The sequence below is a fragment of the Streptomyces sp. NPDC060064 genome (assembly GCF_042736455.1).
GTDB lineage: Bacteria > Actinomycetota > Actinomycetes > Streptomycetales > Streptomycetaceae > Streptomyces.
This window is the reverse complement of record NZ_JBHWWF010000037.1, coordinates 1-19,936: the sequence shown is the minus strand read 5'-3', so window position 1 is coordinate 19,936 and position 19,936 is coordinate 1. Positions and strand designations below refer to the sequence as shown.

The following is a 19,936-nucleotide window of genomic DNA, read 5'->3' as shown; positions in this document are numbered from 1 at the left end:
ATGGCACGGGACTTCTACGAGGTACTGGGGGTCTCGCGTGGAGCGAGCCCCGAGGAGATCCAGCAGGCGTACCGCACGCTGGCCCGCAAGTACCACCCCGATGTCAACAAGAGCCCGGAGGCCGAGGAGCGCTTCAAGGAGCTCAACGAGGCCTACAGCGTGCTCTCCGACCCCAAGACCCGGGCCCGCTACGACCGTTTCGGCGAGGACTTCCGCAAGGTCCCCGAGGACTACGAGGAGCGCGTGGGCGGCGGCTTCGGAGGCCGGGGGGCCGGTGGTGACGGCGGCCCCCGGGTCCGCTACGTCCACGGCGACGACATGGGCGGTGCAGTCGACTTCGAGGACCTGTTCGGGTCCATCTTCGGCGGCGGCGCCGCCCGTGGGCCGGTGCCCGGGGCCGACCAGGAGGCCGAACTGCCGCTCACCGTCGAGGACGCCTACCACGGAGGCAAGCGCACCGTCACACTCGCCGGGCCGTCCGGTGAGCGCACCTACGAGGTCAACGTGCCGCGCGGCGTGGTCGACGGGCAGCGCATCCGGCTGTCCGGGCAGGGCGGCCAGAGCATGGGCGGCGGGCCGGCCGGCGACCTCTTCCTGCGCGTACGGATCCGGCCGCACCCGCGGTTCCGGCTGGAGGGCCGCGACATCCACGTCCGACTGCCCGTCGCCCCCTGGGAGGCGGCGCTGGGCGCCACGGTCCCGGTCCCCACTCCTGGCGGCACCGCCAAGGTCACGGTCCCGGCCGGTTCCTCGAGCGGCCGCCGCCTGCGGCTGCGCGGCGAGGGCATGCCGAACCCCCGGGGTACGGGAGGCGATCTCTACGCGGAGGTGCGCATTCTCGTCCCGCCGAAGCTCACCGACCGCGAGCGTGAGCTGTTCGCGGAGCTCGCCGCCACCTCTACCTTCGACCCGAGGACGTCATGATGAGCTCCAACGCACCGCGGACATCCGCACAGGGCCGGGGCCCGGGCATCGTCGAGTACGCCCTGGTGCCGGTCCCGCACCTGTCCCTGGACGCCGTCGCCCGCCGCTCGGGCCTCCACCCCGACCTCGTACGCCGGCTCGTCGCGCTCGGGCTCGTCCCCGCCCGGCGCGACGCTGCGGGACGGCTGGTGTTCGCGCCGACGGCCCCCGCGACCCTGGCGCGCATTCAGCGGCTGCGCGCCGGTCTCTCCCTCAACTACGCCTCCATCGGCCTGGTGCTCGATCTGCTCGACCGCATCGGCCAGCTCGAAGCCGCGCTGCGTCGCAGCGGGATGAGGAGTGATCAAACGCCATGGACATGAACCGTCTCACCCAGAAGTCCCAGGAAGCCCTGCAGGACGCGCAGGCCCATGCCGTCCGCCTGGGCCAGACCGAGGTCGACGGCGAGCACCTGCTGCTCGCCCTCCTCGATCAGGAAGAGGGCCTGATATCACGGTTGATCAGCCAGACGGGCGCGGACCCCGCCGCCATGCGCGCGATGCTGGAGTCCGAGGTCGCCAAGAAGCCGAAGACCACCGGGCCCGGTGCTCAGCCCGGCCAGGTGTTCGTCACCCAGCGCCTCGCCCGGCTGCTGGAGTCGGCCGAGCAGGAGGCGAAGCGGCTCAAGGACGAGTACGTGTCGGTGGAGCACCTCGTGTTCGCCCTCGCCGATGAGGGGTCGTCCACCGCCGCGGGGCGGGTGCTCAAGGAGCACGGCGTCACCAAGGACGCGTTCCTCTCCGCCCTCACCCGCGTCCGCGGCAACCAGCGCGTCACCTCCGCGAACCCGGAAGTCGCCTACGAGGCGCTGGAGAAGTATGGCCGCGACCTGGTCGCCGAGGCCCGCGACGGCAAGCTGGACCCGGTTATCGGCCGCGACGGCGAGATCCGTCGCGTCACACAGATCCTCAGCCGCAAGTCGAAGAACAACCCCGTCCTGATCGGCGACCCCGGTGTCGGCAAGACCGCGATCGTCGAGGGCCTGGCGCAGCGCATTGTGCGCGGTGACGTGCCCGAAGGGCTGCGGGACAAGACGGTGTTCGCGCTCGACATGGGATCCTTGGTCGCCGGCGCCAAGTACCGCGGAGAGTTCGAGGAACGCCTCAAGGCCGTGCTCAGCGAGGTGAAGGCTGCCTCCGGGCGCATCCTGCTCTTCGTCGACGAGCTGCACACCGTCGTCGGGGCCGGCGCCGCCGAAGGCGCCATGGACGCGGGCAACATGCTCAAGCCGATGCTCGCCCGCGGCGAGCTGCACATGATCGGCGCGACGACCCTCGACGAGTACCGCAAGCACATCGAGAAGGACGCGGCGCTGGAGCGCCGGTTCCAGCAGGTGCTGGTCGGCGAACCGAGCGTGGAGGACACCATCTCGATCCTGCGCGGACTGCGCGAGCGGCTCGAGGTCTTCCACGGCGTCCGGATCCAGGACACCGCCCTGGTCGCGGCCGCGACACTGAGCCACCGCTACATCACCGACCGGTTCCTTCCGGACAAGGCGATCGACCTCGTCGACGAGGCCTGCGCCCGGCTGCGTACGGAGATCGACTCCATGCCGGCCGAACTGGACGAGATCACCCGCCGGGTCACCCGGCTGGAGATCGAGGAAGCCGCGCTGTCGAAGGAGACCGACCCTGCCAGCCAGAGCAGGCTGGAGGAACTGCGGCGGGAGTTGGCCGACGTCCGGGCGGAGGCCGACGCCAAGCACGCCCAGTGGGAGGCCGAACGGCAAGGCATCCGCCGGGTGCAGGACCTGCGCAGGGAACTGGAACAGGTCCGGCACGAGGCCGAGGAGGCCGAGCGCAGCTACGACCTCAACCGGGCCGCGGAACTCCGCTACGGCAAACTCCAGGAACTGGAGCGCCGTCTGGCCGCGGAAGAGGAGCAACTGGTTGCCAAACAGGGCGAGGACCGGCTGCTGCGCGAGGTCGTCACCGAGAGCGAGATCGCCGAGATCGTTGCCGCGTGGACCGGCATTCCCGTTGCCCGCCTCCAGGAGGGCGAGCGCCAGAAGCTGCTGCGCCTGGACGAGATCCTGCGGGAGCGCGTGATCGGCCAGGACGAGGCGGTGCAGCTCGTGGCGGACGCCATCATCCGTGCCCGCTCCGGCATCCGCGATCCGCGCAAGCCGATCGGCTCGTTCATCTTCCTCGGCCCCACCGGTGTCGGTAAGACCGAACTGGCAAAGACGCTCGCTGCCGCTCTCTTCGACTCCGAGGAGAGCATGGTCCGCCTCGACATGAGCGAGTACCAGGAACGGCACACCGTCAGCCGGCTCGTCGGCGCCCCTCCCGGCTACGTCGGTTACGAGGAGGGCGGCCAGCTCACGGAGGCCGTGCGGCGCAAGCCGTACTCCGTGGTGCTCTTCGACGAGATCGAGAAGGCCCACACCGATGTCTTCAACACCCTGCTGCAGGTGCTGGATGACGGCCGGATCACCGATGCCCAGGGCCGCCGGGTCGACTTCCGCAACACCGTCGTCATCATGACCTCCAACATCGGCTCCGAGTACCTGCTCGACGGCGTCACCGCCGACGGGGAGATCAAGCAGGACGCCCGGGCCCGGGTGATGGGCGAGCTGCGCGGGCATTTCCGCCCCGAATTCCTCAACCGGGTCGACGACATCGTGCTCTTCAAGCCTCTCGGCGAGGCCCAGATCGAGCGCATCGTGGACCTGCTGTTCGACGAACTGCGCGGCCGGCTCGCCGAGCGCCGTATCTCGCTCGAACTCTCCAAGACAGCCCGCGAGTTGATCGCCAAGGAGGGCTACGACCCCGTGTACGGCGCACGGCCGCTGCGCCGGTTCATCTCGCACGAGGTCGAAACCCGCGTCGGGCGCGCCCTGTTGAGCGGTGATGTGCAGGAGGACGCCACGGTCCTCATCGACGCCCGGAACGGCGAACTGGTCGTCAGCTTCGACCAGGGGGAGCAGCCGCATCTCGGGAAGGCCGCGTGAGGGCGATGGACAGCACGCTCATCAGGTGCGTCAACTGCCGGCGCACGAACAGGGTTCCCGCCGTCGGTGACGGCGTCCCCAAGTGCGGCAACTGCAAGGCGGCGCTGCCGTGGATCGTGGACGCGGGCGACGGCGACTTCGCCGATATCGCCGAAAAGGCATCGCTGCCCGTGCTCGTCGATCTGTGGGCGGTTTGGTGCGGCCCCTGCCGGATGGTGAGCCCGGCGCTCGAGCAGGTGGCCCAGGAACTCGCCGGGAGGATCAAACTCGTCAAGGTCGACATCGACAAGAACCCGCAGATCGCCGCCCGGTTCCACGCCCAGGCGGTGCCGACGCTGCTCATTCTCGATAAGGGAGAGGTCATCGCCCGGCGTACGGGTGCCGCCCCGGCCCCGGTCCTGCGCGACTGGGTCGAGCAGTCGACCGGCCTCACACCCGCGACGAAGGAGTGATCGCATGGTCACCGACGCCGACCCGCATCTGTCCCTGGTACGCCCGGTCGTTCCGCGTACGCCCACGGGCTGCGAGGAGTGCCTGCGCGACGGCACCCCCTGGGTGCATCTGCGGCTCTGCCTGACCTGCGGACACGTCGGGTGCTGCGACTCCTCGCCGTCGCGCCACGCACGGGCCCACGCCAGCACCGATGCCCACCCCATCGTCGCGTCGTTCGAACCGGGCGAGAACTGGCGCTGGTGCTACGTCCACGAGGCGTTGGTCTGATGACACAGGACGACACAGGGGCCGAAGAACCGCTCGACGCCGTCGAGACCCCGGACCTGTACGGCGCCTACCCGCGGCTGACGCCCGAACAGATCGACCTCCTCGCCTCCGACGGCAGGCGGGCGCCCGCCGCGAGCGGCGACGTCCTCATGCGCGAGGGCGAGCCCTGCGGCGACTTCCTCGTCATCCTCAGCGGCTCCGTCGTGGTCCTGGAGAACTACGGGACCCCCGACGAACGCGTTCTCCGCGTCCACGGGCCGGGACGGTTCCTCGGCGAACTCGGGCTGCTCCACGGGCAGGCGGCGTTCTTCACCGCTGTCGTACGGGGCCCGGGAGAGGTCCTGGCCGTCCCCGTCGACCGGTTGCGGGACGTCGTCGCGCGCGACCCCGTCCTCGGCGACCTGATCCTGCGCGCCTATCTGAGCCGCCGGGACCTGCTCGTCGGACAGGGGGCGGGCTTCCGCATCCTGGGCTCGCGGTACTCGCCCGACACACGGCGGCTGCGCGAGTTCGCGGCCCGCAACCGGCTGCCGCACCGCTGGATCGACCTGGAGACGGACGAGGAGGCCGAGGCTCTGCTGCGCCGGTTCTCCATCCGCCCCGAGGACACCCCCATCGTCCTCTGGCGCGGGGAGCAACTTCTGCGCAACCCCGGCAACGGCGAACTCGCCGCGCTCATCGGCCTGCCCGCGCCGCCCGCCTTCGACGAGACCCGGTGCGACCTGCTCATCATCGGCTCCGGCCCGGCGGGCCTGGCGGCCGCCGTCTACGGCGCGTCCGAGGGCCTGGAGACCACCGTCGTGGACGCCATCGCCACGGGAGGGCAGGCGAGCACCTCCTCCCGTATCGAGAACTACCTCGGCTTCCCCTCGGGCATCAGCGGCGGCGAACTCGCCGAACGCGCCGTGATCCAGGCCCGAAAGTTCGGCGCCACGATCAGCGTCCCGGCCGAGGCGGCGGCGCTGAAAGCGCACGACGACCACTACTCCGTCGGCTTCGCCGACGGCACCGAGGCCACGGGCAGAGCTGTGGTCCTGGCCACGGGCGCGCGCTACCGCAGGCTGGCCGTGCCCGGGATCGAGCGTCTGGAGGGCAGCGGTATCTACTACGCGGCCACCGCCTTCGAGGCGCACGAGTGCCGCGCGGATCCCGTCGCCGTCGTCGGCGGCGGCAACTCCGCCGGTCAGGCCTCCCTGTTCCTCGCCCAGCACGTACCGCGCGTGCATTTGCTCGTACGGGGCGCGGACCTGGGCGCGGCCATGTCGCGCTACCTCGCCGAACGTATCGAGCACCATCCGCGCATCGAGGTCCACCTGAGCACCGAGCTAGGCGAAGTGGCGGGCGAGAACGCTCCGGAGTACCTGGTGGTCAAGAACAACCGCACCGGCGAACGTCACACGGTCAAGGCCAGGGCACTGTTCGTCTTCATCGGAGCGCAGCCCTGCACGGCCTGGCTCGCCGGCTCCGTCCTGCTCGACGCCCGGGGCTACGTCCTGACCGGCACGGACGCCCAGGCCCGCGCAGCGCCCGGTTCCTGGGCGGGCCTGGGCCGGGAGTGCCTGACTCTGGAGACGACTCTGCCGGGGGTGTTCGCAGCGGGTGACGTCCGCAGCGGCTCGGTGAAGCGGGTGGCCTCCGCCGTCGGTGAGGGCGCCATGGCCGTCCACTTGGTGCACGAGCACCTGGGCAAGACAGCGAACGCCGGTACCGCCTGAGGCCCGTAGAGCAGAGCCACGGAGCCCGGCACACCCGCCACGCGCGACCCACCCGTGCCCACTCTTCCCGATGGAGACCCGCGCCCTGTCCATCTCGCTGTTCTTCGCGGTGGGCACGGCCGTCGGCGGTATCACCGGCCCGATGCTGTTCGGGCAGTTCATCCACAGTGGCAACGCCGATCTGGTCGCCGTCGGCTTCCTCATCGGAGCCGGCGCGGTGGCCCTCGGCGGCCTTGCCGAAGTCTTCCTCGGTATCCGCGCCGAGCAGCAGTCGTGGAGAGCCCGGAGTGGGCACGGGCAGTGCCTTCTACTCGCCGGGCATGGTCGGTTCCGCCGGCGCCGCCAGCCGTTCCTCCGCCATGGCCGATCAGGCCCTGGACGAGGAGATCGACCACGTCACCACGACGCGCGAGGAGTTGGAGCCGGCGCTCCACGGCCGTACGTGAGGCCGCCAGGCGCTTCCGGAAGGCGTTCGCCGGGCACGAGGGACCGGAACCACGATGGCGCGAATCGATTGAAAGGACCTCAGGGCCCGTATGCCCTCGTCCAGGGCCCCGCTGCTGCCCTAGGGACCGTCGTCCGCGGTTTCTTAGGAGACGTCAGAGGAGCAGGTCGAAGACGGCCCGGACCTCGTTCCAGTGGCGGGTCTGCGGATTCTTCAGATCCGGGTGGAGGATCTTGAACGACTGGGCGAGGGCCAGGCTCAGCCCGCCGATGATCTCCGGGTACGCCGCCTCCGTCTCCTCGTCGGGCGCGCGGTCCAGGAGGGGATGCGTGGCGAGCTGATCGAGGATCGGCTTCAGCTCGATCTCGTGGTCGAGCTTCCTGAAGCCATGGATGCTTTCCTGCAATCCCTTGGTGATCGGCAGATCGTGCTTCTGTACGACGTCCCGGTTGTTCGCCTTGGCGGTCGCCTGGGCGACGAGCAGGAGATCGTAGAGCTTGGCGTCGACGAATTCGCCGTAGCGCTTGAGATCGCTCTTGTCGAGGTCGAGTCCGGCCGCCATGCGGAAGAACCTCTCGAACCGGGACACGGACATCACAGGCATGGCTCGAACCTCCATGATCGGAACTGCGCCGGATGCGGCGCTCCCCCTCCTCGCCAGCCTCGCCGATGGGGCACGGCGCAACATGCCCATGTGGTGACGAAAGGACCCCGTCGATCTGTGCTGCCGGGGTGAGACTCAGTTCGCGCTTCTCGTCCCGGATTCCGCCCGGCGCTTGCGCAGCGCTCTCAGCAGCCTCAGCGGGAACAGCCCGATGAGCCGGGCGCGACGGCCCAGGCCCTCGCTGTCCTCGCGGTCGAAGGCGCGGGCGTAGCGCTTGGCGTCCTCCGCGGACGCGTACTGCTTGGAGCGGTGGGCCCCGCAGCCCCGGCCGCACCGCCAGGTCATCGTCTCCGCTTCGGTGGAGAAGCGGTATCGATGCCCGAGAAGGCGACAGCGCAACATTCGCTCCAGATTTATTTCGTTAGCGGCGGGGAGGCCTCCCCGCCGTTGGCCGTGCCCGGTGGAGCGCGCAGCCCCCGGCGTCAGTCCCGGGGCCGGCCGGGCGGGAGCTTCAGCCGGGCGTGTCGTGGGGATGCGTCGCGCGCCGCCAGACCCACACGGACACCGTGGCCACCAGGATCAGGCCGATCAGGATGAGCAGCTCGATCCCCTGGGAGCTCCACGTGAAGGACTTGTCCGCCTCGGCGGTCACGATCAGCACCTTCCGGATGCCCGCGATCACGCCCACGACGAGGAAGGGCTCGGCATCCAGGATCCGGTTCCTGATGGTGAGGCGAACGGTGTGGAGCAGCTCGGCCACGATGAAGAGCACCAGGCTGTTGTCGAGCGCGGAGAGCACGACCTGCCCCTCGTGGTAGGGACCCCTGATGGCATTCACGGCGTCGTTGACGACCCCGATGATCAACACCAGCGCGAACACGATCAGCAGCGCCGCGACGATCAGATGGATACCGTCCTCGGCGCCCTGCAGGACCCTCTGCAGGGGGTGACTCGGGGGTTTGCGCGGAGGGGGCGGCACACACAGCAATCTACGATCGAATCGCCGTTCACGACCGCCGCTATGCGCCAGTCGGGTGGCCGGCCCCCCGCTCCCTTCCCGCCGGGGCGCCTGGGCCCCGAGGCGGAGCCCGGCGCGGATTCTCGATCCCCCAGGGGCAGGCCCACGGCTTCTCTTGTCGTCACTGTGGGTCGTATCGGACCACCCTGTCGGCACGACGTGCTCCGCCGCACGGCTGCGCGGCCCGGCAGCGAGGGAAGGACGTGACGATGCAAGAGCAGAGCACCCGGCCCGTCGCCTCCTACGCGACGTACGCCGAGGCGGAACGCGCTGTGGACCACCTCTCCGACCGGGGATTCCCGGTGGAGAAGGTGGCGATCGTGGGCCACGACGTACATCTGGTGGAACAGGTCGTCGGCCGCATGGACTACGGCAAGGCCGCGCTGCAGGGAGCGGCGGCCGGGGCTGTCCCGGGCGCGCTCATCGGCTGGATCTTCGGCCTTCTCGACTGGCTCGACCCCGTCGTGGCCGGACTGCTGCTCGCCCTCTACGGACTGATCTTCGGGGCCATCGTCGGCGCCCTGCTGGGGACGCTCCTGTATTCGCTGCAGGGCGGTCGCCGGGACTTCGCGTCGTTCAGCGTGATGCAGCCGAGCCGGTACGAGGTCGTGGTGGAGGAGGACGTCGCCGACGAGGCCGCGCACCTGATCGCCGGGTTGCGGGAAGGGGCGAGCGGCGGGAAAGCCGCCTGACCCGCCTCGCCGCGCGCCCGCCGTACGGGGGTCAGCGGTTGGCGCCCACGTAGAAGAGCAGGCAGAGGAAGGCCGCGAAGAGGTGTCGGCCCTTTCCTCCCTCCGTCGGCCGGTCTCCCTGTCCCGGCCTGATCGGGGACGCCGGGCGCCAAGGCGCCTGTCGCGCTCGACCGCCACGTGGGGGGCGCTACAACGGGACCTCGGGCGAAAAAACCGTGGGGCGCCGCTCGGCGTCGGGAATCGGGCTGCCCGCATGGCCCCCCACCTGCCGTCGCGCAGTCTGCCCACCCCCGACGACCGGATTGAGACCGTGACAGATTTCCTGCCTGCCACTGCGGCGCACGCGGTGCGGATCGTGCTGGTCGCCGACCCCGGAGTGGCGTCGGAGATCGCCCAGGAACTGGCCGACAAACTGCCACAGCAGCTGAGGCGGCGGGTCAGCGCGGACGTCGACTGGCGGGTGACGGCGCGCACGGCACCTCTGGTCGCGGACGAGCAACTGGACGTCTCCTCCGCGGCCGACCTGGTACGCCCCCTCCTCCCCGAGGGCGACTGGGAGGCCGGAGTCTTCCTCACCGATCTGCCTCGACGAGCCGGCCTGCGCCCGGTCAGCGTCGAGGTGAGCCCGGAGGACCGCATCGCGCTCGTGTCCCTGCCCGCGCTCGGCTCCTGGCGGATGCGACAGCGCGCCCGGCGCGTAGTCGCGGATGTCGTCGGCCTGCTCACCCGGGAACGTGCCGATCTCGCTCCGTCCCTGGAGGAAGCCGGGCGGCTCGAAGCTGCGAGGGCCGGCGAGGATGGCCTGGAACGCTTCATCGTGCCCGGCCTGGGCGGACATCTGAGTCTCGTCGCCGGTATGGTGCGGGCCAACCGGCCCTGGCGGCTCTTCGCCACCCTCTCCCGCGCACTGGCCGGTGTCTTCGCCACCGCCGCCTTCGGCCTGATCAACAGCTCGACCTGGATCATCTCCTCGGGCATGGACGTGGGGGGCCTGATCGCGACCTCTGTTGCGTCCCTCCTCGCCCTCACGGCATGGATCATCATCGATCACGAGCTCTGGGAACGCCCTCACGGTTCGCTCTCCCGCTCCTTCTCCCGCCTCTACAACACAGTCACCTGCGTGACGATCACCCTCGGTGTGCTCTCCCTGTACGTGGTCCTGTTCCTCGCCCTCTTCGGCGTCTCCGAGCTCATCCTGACCCCGTCGGTCTTCGGCACGGTCACCGGGCAACACGCAACGGTCCACGATTACGCCGTGCTCGCCTGGTTCGTCAGCTCCATGGGCATGGTCGGGGGCGCGTTCGGATCCGGACTCGAAGACGACGGCACCGTCCGCAACGCGGCGTACGGCGAGCGTCAACGCCAGCGGTGGCAGAAGCTGCGAGAGGAGAAGAAGGTGCGGGAGGAGCCGGAGGGCGAGACGTAGAGCGCCCCTGGGCCGAGCCCTGACCATCTCCCAGGTGACTGCTGCTGATGTGGAAGGTCTCTACGCACGTTGGCGGCAGGCCACCGATGAGTGTGGAACGCGCTCTGCGGGCGCCCGCGTGGGTGCAGCCGGCGCAGATCGTCACGCTGCTGCCCATTCGAATCCGAGGTCGGCGAGGTTCTCCCGCTTGTCTTCGGTGAGTTTGGCGCCCTGGACTTCGTGCTCGACAGGAACACTCCGAGCCGGACTTCGGTGCCGGCTTCCAGTCGTTCTACATGGCCGTGGGATGGTCCAGCCGGGCGCCGACACCGTGAAGCAGGCCGGTGCCTGCGCTTCGGGAAGGACTTCCAGGCCACGCCCTGCCCGATCTGCGGGAGTTGCCGCATCGACGGCTCTTACGGCGTCTCCGGCATCCGCTTCACGACCCTCCCCGACACCGTCACGTGCATGGACCCACGAGCGAGATCCCGGCCCCGAGGAAGCTGGGATGAAGGTCGTGACAGAGCTGAAAGAGGGGAAACCCCTGATCGGGTGTGGTTTTCTCAGCACTCGATGACGTTGACCGCGAGTCCGCCCCGCGCCGTCTCCTTGTACTTGACCTGTGGGTTTACAGTCAGCGACGTGATCCAGGGGGTCGCCGGGGACTTCTCAGGGACTTTCCGCTGTTGATCTTGCGTAAGCCAGGCGTCCATGGCCGCGAGCCCGCGCTTGCCTGCCCCGCCCTCGGCGTGGACATCACTGCCCGTGATGACGAAGACCGCCTCTTGATCGTGCTACGGCGGAATGGGCAGCGTGACGGGCCGTGGCGCCGTTGTGCGATCACGGCCCGTCACATAGCGGCGAGGTCCGACAGTCGGCGGGCCTTTCCGACCGCCGCGGTGTCAGGTGGACCAGATGACTCCGCCGTTGTGAAGAATGACAACCTTGCCGTCCGCCCGCAGGACCAGCTGGGCGTTCTCGTGGCCGTGGCTCTTGGAGGCCCAGATGGGGCGGTCGTCGGCGTTGTGGATGACGAGGTTGCCGTCCTGCTGGAAGATTGCCCGGTGGTTGGCGCCGAACGTCATGGCCGCCCAGATGGGCTTGCCCTTCTCGTTGTAGACGACGAGGTTGCCGTCGCTCTGCATGACCATGCGGATGCGGTTGGTGGACCAGGCCTGTCCGACCTGCAGGACACTGGTCGCGTAGACGGTCTTGGTGCCCCAGTTCGGCTTCGGGGTCGCCTTGGGCTTTTTCTCGGGCGAGCTGCTCGCCTTGGGGCTCGGCGAGGGCGCGGCAGGCTGGACGGCGACCTTCGGAGCCTCGCTCTTCTTCGGCTTCGCCTTGCTCGGGGACGAACTGGGCTTCTCGGCCACGTAGTCGTCGAGCACGGCGGGGGCGGAGCTCGCGTTCAGGACGGTGTCGGAGTCCGCGGCCAGCCCCTTGGCGGAGTCGGGTCGCTCGTCGTTCGCGCTCCCCGCCAGCAGCAGGGGTATGGCGACCAGGACGGCGCCGGCGATCGCGGCCCCCGCCAGGATCGGCTTGCGAGGGCGTCCTGTGTCGGTACCGGTGGCGGCCTTGACGTCCGGCGGCGCCGTTCCGACGGCCGCCGCCACGGCGACGCCCTCCTCGGGCTCCTCGGCGGGCTTGGCGGCGGCCGGGGGCGGGGCGGCGGCGGTAGCGGTCTCCCCGCTCGGGGCAGTGCCTGACTCCGCTTTGGGGGCCGCGGCGGGGCTCGGGGCCTGCTCGTCCGGTGCCGAGGACGGGGGTGGCGACCCGGCCTCCTCTGCGCGGGCGGCGGCCGCCTCCGCGTTCGCGCCGGGGGTGTGGTGCTGGGGGGACATGCGGTACTCCTCCTCGGTGGCGGAGTTGTCGGTGGTGGGCACGGGCCCGCACAGCGGCCGGGCCGGACGAACGCCGGTCGGCGCGGCGGGCTTTGGGCAAGTGCCGCGTCGAGTGAGCCGGTTCGGCTCGAGGTCCTGGTCGTCGAGTTCCGCGTGACCCTCCGCGGCGGCGGCCGCGGACCGGTCCGAGCCTTTCCGGGCTGCGAACCTTTCCGAGCCGCGAAGTCCTCCCGTACAGCCCTGGCTTGGACGTCCGGGCGGAAGGCATGTGTACGTCGACGGGTCCGATGGCACACCCAACTTAGCCCGTCACAGAGGCGACAGCAGCACCCCCAGCCCCAACTGCCCCCCGCTTTGCCCACCCACGCCTCACTGGTCCCCAAAGTTCACCACCCGGGCAGCAAACGGGCATGCGGGCCCCTGATACGGACATGAACCGGTCGCCCACGGGCGGGGCGCGTGTGGCATCCTGTTGGCTCCCCGATCTGATCAACGTCGAGGTGCGCGCATGGCGCGCGGCACCCAAGAATTCGTACGGACCGAAGAGTTCAGGTGAAAATGCGGCCCGGAGAACGGCAAGAGGGCAGGCATGATGCCTTGTCCGTGGCGCCTGACGACTCCGGCCCGACCGCCGCTTCCGAGCCAGTCGTTGCCGACGTCACCGAGACCACCGAATTCGCGGACACGCCCGAGATACCCGAGGCCGTGCGGGCCGCCGCCCGCCGGGCGCCGGGGCACTGGATCGGCGTGGTCGACCCGGAGTGGACCGAGGAGCGGACGCCGCCGGAGTGGGCGGTGCTGGGGGAGTGGCAGTCGGACGTGGACGGGGGCGTGGGGGACTACCGCGCCAACCCGGCGTACCGGCCCTCGGCCCGGGTGCTCGGCTGGCCGGAGCCCAGCGACCCGGTGGACGCGGCGGCGCAGCGTGCCGCCACCGGTTACGGCTCGGTGGACGAGGCGCTCGCGGCGCTCGCGGAGGCGGAGATCACAGTGGTGCGCGGGCCGGACGGCGGGCCGCTCACGGCCACCGGCCTGGACGGGGCACCGGTGGTGCTGTTGTTCACCTCGCCGGTACACGAGTTCATGTCCGCGGCACTTCGACATGACACGCTTCCCGCACGCGAGTTGGCCCGTTCACTGAGTGATTCGGGCACCCGGTTGCTGGCGAACGCCGGAGCCGCGGCCCCCTTGCTCGTCCCGGCGGACAGTCTTCTCGATCCCGTACGTGTGCCGGGTGCCGAGGGGGCGCCCGCAGCAGAGGCCGTGACGGTGGAGAGCTCCGGCGGCCTCTCCGGCTCGGCGGACCGTACCGGCCCTGCGGCCGCGGCCCGGACCGACAGCTCTCCTGAACCCAGGCCCCACACCACAGGGAGGACCACGTGACACGTTCGGCCCCACAACCCCCCATCTCCCCGCGTGCCGAGCCCGGTTCCGACGGCGAGGAGACGGCCGCGCCCGCAGCCGTCGCCGAGCCCGCACCCGTACCCAAGACCGAGCCCAACTCTGAGCCCGCGGAGGCGAAGAGCGGAGCCGAGGCCGGTACGAGACTTGCCGCGGCCGAGGAGACGGCCGCACAGGGCAGCACCACAGAGCCCGAAAGCGGCGCCAGCTCCGATACCGGCACCAACTCTGAGACCGGCACCAGCTCCGAGAGCGGGGCGGCCTCCGGCAGTCAGTCCGAAGCCGAAGGCGACCCCGGTGCCGCCGCGGCCGCCAAGAGCCGGCTGCCAGCGCTCGTACGGAGCATGACCGTGACCGCGATCGACCGGCCGCAGCAGCAGGCCGGACTGGTGGGGCGGCCGGGTAAGGCGGTGCTGGCCGGGGCCGCGGTCGCGGGGGCGCTGCTCGTGTCGGTGCCGTTCATGATGCTCGGCGGGAACGACGACAAGGACCGCCGGGAGCCGGCGTCGGCGGGAACAGTGCTCGGCGGGAACGCGCAGGACGCACCGGGTGAGTTCGCTGCGACCACGCCCGACACCGGTTCCTCCGGCGACGGCAAGAAGGACCCCGACCAGCAGGGCAAGCAGAAGGAGCCGGTGAAAGAGGCTTCTGCGTCCGCCCCGGTGAAGGGCGGGGACAAGGGCGAGGGCCGGCCGAAGGACGCCGGTAAGAAGGACCAGCCGGAGAAACAGAGCGGCGGGAAGAAGTCCGACGGCCGCAAGGACCAGCCCGCGAAGGCCGGTTCGGGCGTGACTCTCAGTGCCCCCGTCTCCCTGCGCAGTCACCTCTCGGGCCGTTGCATCGACGTACCGGCCAGCGACTTCAGCGACGGCAAGCAGCTGTTCGTGTGGGATTGCAACAACAGCCCCGCGCAGAAGTGGCAGTTCGCCTCCGACGGCACCGTCCGCATCAAGGGCAAGTGCCTGGACGTGGCCAACGCTAACTACAACGACGGCAGCCCCATCCAGATCGCCTGGTGCAGTGGCAACGCCGCCCAGAAGTTCGTCCTGAACGCCAGCCACGACCTGGTCAACACCGTTGTCGGCAAGTGCGTCGACATCAAGGACAACAACCGGGGCAGCGGGGCCCGGCTGCAGCTGTGGAGCTGCGCGGGGACCGACAACCAGAAGTGGAGCGTCTGACAGGACGCCCGCAGACCGAGAACACCGCTCTCGGCACTCGCCGGCCCCCAGGGCGAGGCATGATGGCACCGTCGGCTCGCCGACACGCGCCCCGGACGAAGGGGCGCCCACTGCAGACGCCCCCGTGGCAAGGAGGTTGGTGCGTGTCGCGCCAGGTACTGACCGTCGGTCCGGGGGACCGGGACCGCTACCGGACGATCGGTGAGGCACTCGCGGCCGCCCGTACCGGCGCACTCATCAGCGTCCGGCCCGGGACATACGCGGAGAACCTGGTGATCAGCACCAGGGTCACCCTCACCGCCGCCGAAGGGCGGGGGACGGTGGAGATCCGCCCGCGCTCGGGCAGCGTGATCGCGCTGCGTGCCGACGCCGTGATGCTCTCCGAACTGACTCTGCGCGGCGGCGACGCCGAACTGCCGGCCGTGGACGTGCGGCGCGGGCAGGCCGCCCTCGACGGCTGTGAGGTCGTCGGCGCCGCCTGGACCGCGATGCTGGCCGGCGGAACGGGTTCACTCGCGCTGCGGGAGTGCCGGGTGAGCAACCCGCAGGGCGCGGGCATCGTGGTCACCTCGACCACGCCAACCACCGTGGAGTCCTGCACCTTCGAACACCTGGGCACCAGCGGCATGGTCATCGCGGAGCAGGGCGAGGCACGCATCCGCGGTTGCACGGTCCGCGACGCCCGCGGCAACGGCCTGCTGGCCAACGGCGAGGCCCGCGGCACCGTCGAGGACTGCGACATCTCCTCCACCGACAAACCCTCCATCGCCCTGGAGCAGAACTGCTCCCTCTCCGTGGTCCGCACCGTGGTGCACGACACCAGCACCGGCGTGCATCTGAGCAGCGGGGGCCGTACGACGCTGGAGGACGTCCGCGTCACCGGAGCGTCAGGGAACGGCATCACACTGGCCCAGGGCACCGACCCGGTACTGCGCCGCTGCCGCGTCTCGCGTACGCGGGGCCACGGCGTGCTCGTCACCGACCGGGCGCGCGGCACCTTCGAGGACTGCTGGGTGGACGGCGCGCAGGGCGCGGCGCTGCGGGTCGCGGGAGCCGCCTCCCCGGCCCTGACCGGCCTGACGGTCCGCGACTGCGACCAGACCGGGCTGCTCCTGGAGGAGGACTCGGCGCCGGAACTGGACCACCTCGAGGTGATCGGCGGCTCGCCCGCGATCGCGGTGCGCGGCGGTGCCAACCCGCTGCTGCGACGGGCCCGGCTGGTGGAACCCTCCGGTGACGGCATCTCGACCGCCAAGGACGCCCGCGGCCGCGTAGAGGACTGCGAGATCGTCCGGCCGAAGGGCGCGGGTGTACGCGTCGCCTCCGGCAGCACCCTCTACCTGGCCGGTGGCGGAGTCTCCGACACGGCCACCAGCGGTCTGGTCGTGGAGGACGGCGGCAACGTCACCGTCCGTGACTTCCGCATCGAGATATCCGGTGAGGAGGGTGTGGTCGTCGCCACGGGCGGCGAGCTGACCGCCAACCGCACCGCGGTGCACGCCCCCAAGGGCCACGGTTTCCTCCTCCGCGAGGGCGCGCTCGCCTCGCTCAGCGGCTGCGAGGTCTCCGGCGGCGCCCAGGACGGCTTCCGGGTGGAATCCACCGCGCCGGTGTCCCTGGTGAACTGCCTCGCCCGGGAGAACGAGGGCGGCGGCCTGGTGCAGACCGCGCCCGGCGACCGGCTGGCCGTTGAAGGCCTGAACAGCACCGGCAACGGCAAGCGGGACGCGTGGGGCAGCGGCAGCGCCGAGAACACCGACCCGGCCGGCTCCGGCGCCGCGGACGCGCCCCCGCCGGACCGCGCGGACGGCCCGCTCGGCGCCCTGAACGCGCTGATCGGCCTGGAGAACGTCAAGCAGCAGGTGCGCACCCTGGTCAACCTGACGCAGCTCGCCCAGCGCCGCGAACAACTCGGCATGTCGGCCCCGCCGATGAGCCGGCACCTGATCTTCGCCGGTCCGCCCGGCACCGGTAAGACCACCGTCGCCCGCCTGTACGGGGCGATCCTCGCCGAACTGGGTTCGCTGCGCAGCGGGCACCTGGTGGAGGTCTCCCGGGCCGACCTGGTCGCGCAGGTCGTCGGCGGTACCGCGATCAAGACCACCGAGACCTTCCAACGGGCGCTCGGCGGTGTGCTGTTCATCGACGAGGCGTACACGCTCGCCTCGGACAGCGGCAACGGCGGCGCCGACTTCGGCCGTGAGGCGGTGGACACCCTGCTGAAGCTGATGGAGGACCACCGCGACGACGTGGTGGTGGTCGCGGCCGGCTACTCCCGCGAGATGGAGTCCTTCCTCGGCTCCAACCCCGGCTTGGCTTCCCGCTTTTCGCGGACCGTCGAGTTCGAGAACTACTCGGTGCCCGAACTGGTCGCGATCATGGAGAACATGTGCGCCCAGCACCAGTACGAGCTGGGCGAGGGCACCGCGGCGGCGCTGGCCGCGCACTTCGAGGCGATGCCTCGGGACAGCGGCTTCGGCAACGGCCGTGCCGCACGCGGGGTGTTCGAGGAGATGGTGGACAGACAGGCGGTCCGGCTCGCCACCCTGCAGCAGGTCAGTGAGCACGACCTGCGGCTGCTGCTGCCGGAGGACGTCTCAGCCACCGCCGCCGCGAAGGGCGCCGAGACCGCGGCCCCGGCCGACGACCCCCTGACCCGCCTCGGCGACATGATCGGCCTGGCCGAGGTGAAGCGCGAGGTCGCGGACCTGGTCAACCTCATCACCACCGCCCGCCACCGTGCCGCCGCCGGGCTGCCGGTGCCCTCCCTCAGCAACCACCTGGTCTTCACCGGCCCGCCCGGTACGGGCAAGACCACCGTCGCCCGCCTCTACGGGGAGATCCTGACCCAGCTCGGCATCCTCGACCGGGGCCAGCTGATCGAGGCGGCCCGCGCCGACCTGGTCGGCCGCTACATCGGCCACACCGCCCAGCTGACCCGCGAGGTCTTCGAACGGGCCCGCGGCGGCGTGCTGTTCATCGACGAGGCGTACACCCTCACCCCGCGCGGCGGCGGCGCCGACTTCGGCCAGGAGGCCGTGGACACCCTGCTGAAGCTGATGGAGGACCACCGCGACGAGGTGGTCGTCATCGTCGCCGGCTACACGGACGAGATGGAGCGCTTCCTCGCCTCCAACCCGGGCCTGTCCTCCCGCTTCCCGCGCCGGATCTCCTTCGCGGACTACTCCTCCGAGGAACTGGTCACCATCGTGCGGGCCCAGGCCTCGAGCATGGGCTACGAGTGCGGAGCCGGCACCGGCCCGCTGCTCAAGGAGTACTTCGACTCGCTGCCCCGGGACCGCTCCTTCGGCAACGCCCGCCTGGCCCGTCAGGTGGTCGAGTCGATGGTCACCCGCCAGGCGGGGCGGCTCAGTTCACTGGCCACACCCACTCTGGACGACCTGCGCATCCTGCTCCCCGAGGACGTCGTGTCCGAGGCACCGAAGGCGGCTCCCCGATGACGATGCCCGCCCGCGGGGTGGCCCGCCTGCTGTCCGGCACCGGACTCGCCGCCGCGCTGCTGCTGCCCACGGCCGTCCCGGCCCAGGCGGCACTCCCGTCGCGCCTGCCGGCGGCCGACGGGAAGAAGGGCCAGGAACTGCCCGGCATGCCCTCCGCGCTCGATCCGGACGCGGATGGGGTCACCTGCACCCCCGCGTCCCGCGAGAAGGCGAAGAAGCAGGACTGGTCGCGCCAGCGCCTCGACCTGGACCGGCTGCACCAGTACAGCACCGGCGCGGGCGTGACCGTCGCCCTGATCGACACCGGTGTCGTCCCGGGCGCCGCCGGGCTCAGCGGCAGGGTCACCGCCGAGGGCACGGCCGGCGACGACTGCGTCGGCCACGGAACCTTCATGGCCGGGCTGATCGCCGGGACCGGCGACGGCGGCTCGCGTCTGACCGGTGTCGCCCCGGGCGCGAAGATCCTGGCCCTGCGCGGTACCGATCAGCGCGGTCAGGCGAGCGCCGACCTCGTCACGCAGGCGCTGCGCGAGGCGACCGAGGCCGGAGCCGACGTCATCGCCGTCGCGGCGGCCCTGCCGCGTCGTGACGCGGAACTGACCCGTGCGGTCGCCGACGCCCGCCGCGAGGGCGCGCTGGTGGTCGCCGCGGCCACCCCGGACCCGCCCCGGGGCGGCACCGACGAAATCCCGTCGCGCACCTACTGGCCGGCCGGTGAACCCGGGGTCCTCTCGGTCGCCGACATGCTTCCCGGCGGTGTCCGCCCGGACAACTCCCTGGCCACCAGCGGCATCGACCTGGCCGCCCCCGGCGCCGGGGTGGTCTCCGGCGGCCCGCGCGGCGACGGCCACTACCTCGGCGCCGGCGCCTCGGTGGCCACCGCCTACGCCGCAGGGGCCGCCGCGGCAGTCCGCGCCGTCCGGCCCGACGACTCGCCCGACGCCGTCGCGCGCCGTCTCACCGCCACCGCCTACCCCGCCGACATCCCCCAGCTGGACCCGTACGCCGCCGTCACCACGGTCCTCGGCGACTCGGGTACGGCTGCCGGCGCCGAGCGCGCCGCGGCCCCCGTGGCCGTCCGCGACACCTCGGCCGCCGACCGCGCCACCGACCGAGCCACGCTTTTCGTCCTCCTCGGCACCGCAGGCGTCCTCGCCATCCTGTGGGCGGCCTTGGCCCTCCCCAGGGCCCGCGCCCGGGGCTGGCGTCCGGCGGAAGCGGGCGGCACGGACAAGGACTGAACGGAGCTGCGGGTGGGGTGCCCCTTGGCGCCCCACCCGCAGGCCCGTACGGCCGGCCCCGGCAACTCGCCGGTGCCGGCCGTATGTTGTTTCCGACCAGTTGCCGACGCCGAAACGCCGGCTCGAGAACTCGCCGGTCACCCATCGGTCGCGGCCGTCCACCAGCGCCGTACAACCGGCCCGGGTCCCGGCGGGGGGGGGCCCCCCAGTGGGGCCCCCCCCCCGGGGGGGGAGGAACCCCCCCCGCCGCGGGGGCCCCAGCCCCCCCGGCCCGGGGGACCACCCCCCCAGGCCGA

Annotated in this window: 18 protein-coding genes; 13 read left to right on the top strand and 5 right to left on the bottom strand. The window is 71.2% G+C overall.

The window, feature by feature from the left end; genetic code table 11:
* The 7 genes from ACFWDI_RS32965 (at position 1) to ACFWDI_RS32935 (ending at position 6,797) form a co-directional block, all read left to right on the top strand.
* Positions 1-924: a DnaJ C-terminal domain-containing protein gene (locus ACFWDI_RS32965; RefSeq protein WP_385309704.1), complete on the top strand. Its 924-nt coding sequence runs from the start codon at positions 1-3 to the stop codon at positions 922-924.
* Positions 924-1,286 carry a chaperone modulator CbpM gene (locus ACFWDI_RS32960; protein ID WP_385309702.1) on the top strand — a complete coding sequence of 121 codons (363 nt, stop codon included), beginning with the start codon at positions 924-926 and terminating at the stop codon, positions 1,284-1,286. Before ACFWDI_RS32965 ends, ACFWDI_RS32960 begins: the two co-directional genes overlap by 1 nt.
* A complete protein-coding gene (gene clpB, locus ACFWDI_RS32955; protein WP_385309700.1) occupies positions 1,277-3,916 on the top strand; it encodes an ATP-dependent chaperone ClpB in 2,640 nt (879 codons plus the stop codon). The genes ACFWDI_RS32960 and clpB overlap by 10 nt, the downstream gene beginning before the upstream one ends.
* A 5-nt stretch (positions 3,917-3,921) precedes the next feature.
* On the top strand, positions 3,922-4,368 hold the full coding sequence (trxA, locus tag ACFWDI_RS32950; RefSeq protein WP_385309698.1) for a thioredoxin: 447 nt from the start codon (positions 3,922-3,924) through the stop codon (positions 4,366-4,368).
* A gap of 4 nt (positions 4,369-4,372) precedes the next feature.
* Positions 4,373-4,636, top strand: coding sequence for a UBP-type zinc finger domain-containing protein (locus tag ACFWDI_RS32945; RefSeq protein ID WP_385309696.1), 264 nt, complete (start codon positions 4,373-4,375; stop codon positions 4,634-4,636).
* Positions 4,636-6,351, top strand: coding sequence for an FAD-dependent oxidoreductase (locus ACFWDI_RS32940; protein WP_385309694.1), 1,716 nt, complete (start codon positions 4,636-4,638; stop codon positions 6,349-6,351). Before ACFWDI_RS32945 ends, ACFWDI_RS32940 begins: the two co-directional genes overlap by 1 nt.
* Positions 6,352-6,638: 287 nt before the next feature.
* Positions 6,639-6,797, top strand: a complete 159-nt coding sequence (locus ACFWDI_RS32935; RefSeq protein ID WP_385309692.1) for a hypothetical protein — start codon at positions 6,639-6,641, stop codon at positions 6,795-6,797.
* A 153-nt stretch (positions 6,798-6,950) separates the two neighbouring features.
* Here the strand turns inward: ACFWDI_RS32935 and ACFWDI_RS32930 are convergent, their stop codons facing one another.
* From ACFWDI_RS32930 to ACFWDI_RS32920, 3 genes are all read right to left on the bottom strand, one after another.
* Positions 6,951-7,400 carry a DUF1931 family protein gene (locus ACFWDI_RS32930; protein WP_385309690.1) on the bottom strand — a complete coding sequence of 150 codons (450 nt, stop codon included), beginning with the start codon at positions 7,398-7,400 and terminating at the stop codon, positions 6,951-6,953.
* A 135-nt stretch (positions 7,401-7,535) separates the two neighbouring features.
* A complete protein-coding gene (locus ACFWDI_RS32925) occupies positions 7,536-7,802 on the bottom strand; it encodes a hypothetical protein (protein ID WP_385309688.1) in 267 nt (88 codons plus the stop codon).
* Between the two features lie 109 nt (positions 7,803-7,911).
* On the bottom strand, positions 7,912-8,379 hold the full coding sequence (locus tag ACFWDI_RS32920) for a phosphate-starvation-inducible PsiE family protein (RefSeq protein ID WP_385309686.1): 468 nt from the start codon (positions 8,377-8,379) through the stop codon (positions 7,912-7,914).
* Between the two features lie 248 nt (positions 8,380-8,627).
* Here ACFWDI_RS32920 and ACFWDI_RS32915 point away from each other — a divergent pair, with 248 nt between their 5' ends.
* Complete coding sequence (locus ACFWDI_RS32915) at positions 8,628-9,110, top strand: general stress protein (RefSeq protein WP_385309684.1); 483 nt, start codon at positions 8,628-8,630, stop codon at positions 9,108-9,110.
* Positions 9,111-9,141: 31 nt separating this feature from the next.
* On the opposite strand, the gene ACFWDI_RS32910 is transcribed toward ACFWDI_RS32915, so the two are convergent.
* Entirely contained in the window at positions 9,142-9,243 is a 102-nt protein-coding gene (locus tag ACFWDI_RS32910) for a DUF6126 family protein (RefSeq protein WP_385309804.1), read from the bottom strand.
* 120 nt (positions 9,244-9,363) lie between these two features.
* On the opposite strand from ACFWDI_RS32910, the gene ACFWDI_RS32905 reads away from it, so the two are divergent.
* Positions 9,364-10,536 (top strand): hypothetical protein, encoded by a 1,173-nt coding sequence (locus ACFWDI_RS32905; RefSeq protein ID WP_385309682.1) that lies wholly within the window; start codon positions 9,364-9,366, stop codon positions 10,534-10,536.
* Positions 10,537-11,417: 881 nt separating this feature from the next.
* On the opposite strand, the gene ACFWDI_RS32900 is transcribed toward ACFWDI_RS32905, so the two are convergent.
* Complete coding sequence (locus ACFWDI_RS32900) at positions 11,418-12,356, bottom strand: mannose-binding protein (protein ID WP_385309680.1); 939 nt, start codon at positions 12,354-12,356, stop codon at positions 11,418-11,420.
* A 558-nt stretch (positions 12,357-12,914) separates the two neighbouring features.
* Between ACFWDI_RS32900 and ACFWDI_RS32895 the strand changes: the two genes are divergently transcribed.
* The 4 genes from ACFWDI_RS32895 (at position 12,915) to ACFWDI_RS32880 (ending at position 19,640) form a co-directional block, all read left to right on the top strand.
* Positions 12,915-13,739 (top strand): type VII secretion system-associated protein, encoded by an 825-nt coding sequence (locus ACFWDI_RS32895; protein WP_385309678.1) that lies wholly within the window; start codon positions 12,915-12,917, stop codon positions 13,737-13,739.
* On the top strand, positions 13,736-14,938 hold the full coding sequence (locus ACFWDI_RS32890) for a ricin-type beta-trefoil lectin domain protein (RefSeq protein ID WP_385309676.1): 1,203 nt from the start codon (positions 13,736-13,738) through the stop codon (positions 14,936-14,938). Before ACFWDI_RS32895 ends, ACFWDI_RS32890 begins: the two co-directional genes overlap by 4 nt.
* A gap of 143 nt (positions 14,939-15,081) precedes the next feature.
* Positions 15,082-18,399, top strand: coding sequence for a right-handed parallel beta-helix repeat-containing protein (locus ACFWDI_RS32885; RefSeq protein ID WP_385309674.1), 3,318 nt, complete (start codon positions 15,082-15,084; stop codon positions 18,397-18,399).
* Positions 18,396-19,640: a S8 family serine peptidase gene (locus ACFWDI_RS32880; protein WP_385309672.1), complete on the top strand. Its 1,245-nt coding sequence runs from the start codon at positions 18,396-18,398 to the stop codon at positions 19,638-19,640. The genes ACFWDI_RS32885 and ACFWDI_RS32880 overlap by 4 nt, the downstream gene beginning before the upstream one ends.
* Positions 19,641-19,936 lie beyond the last annotated feature (296 nt).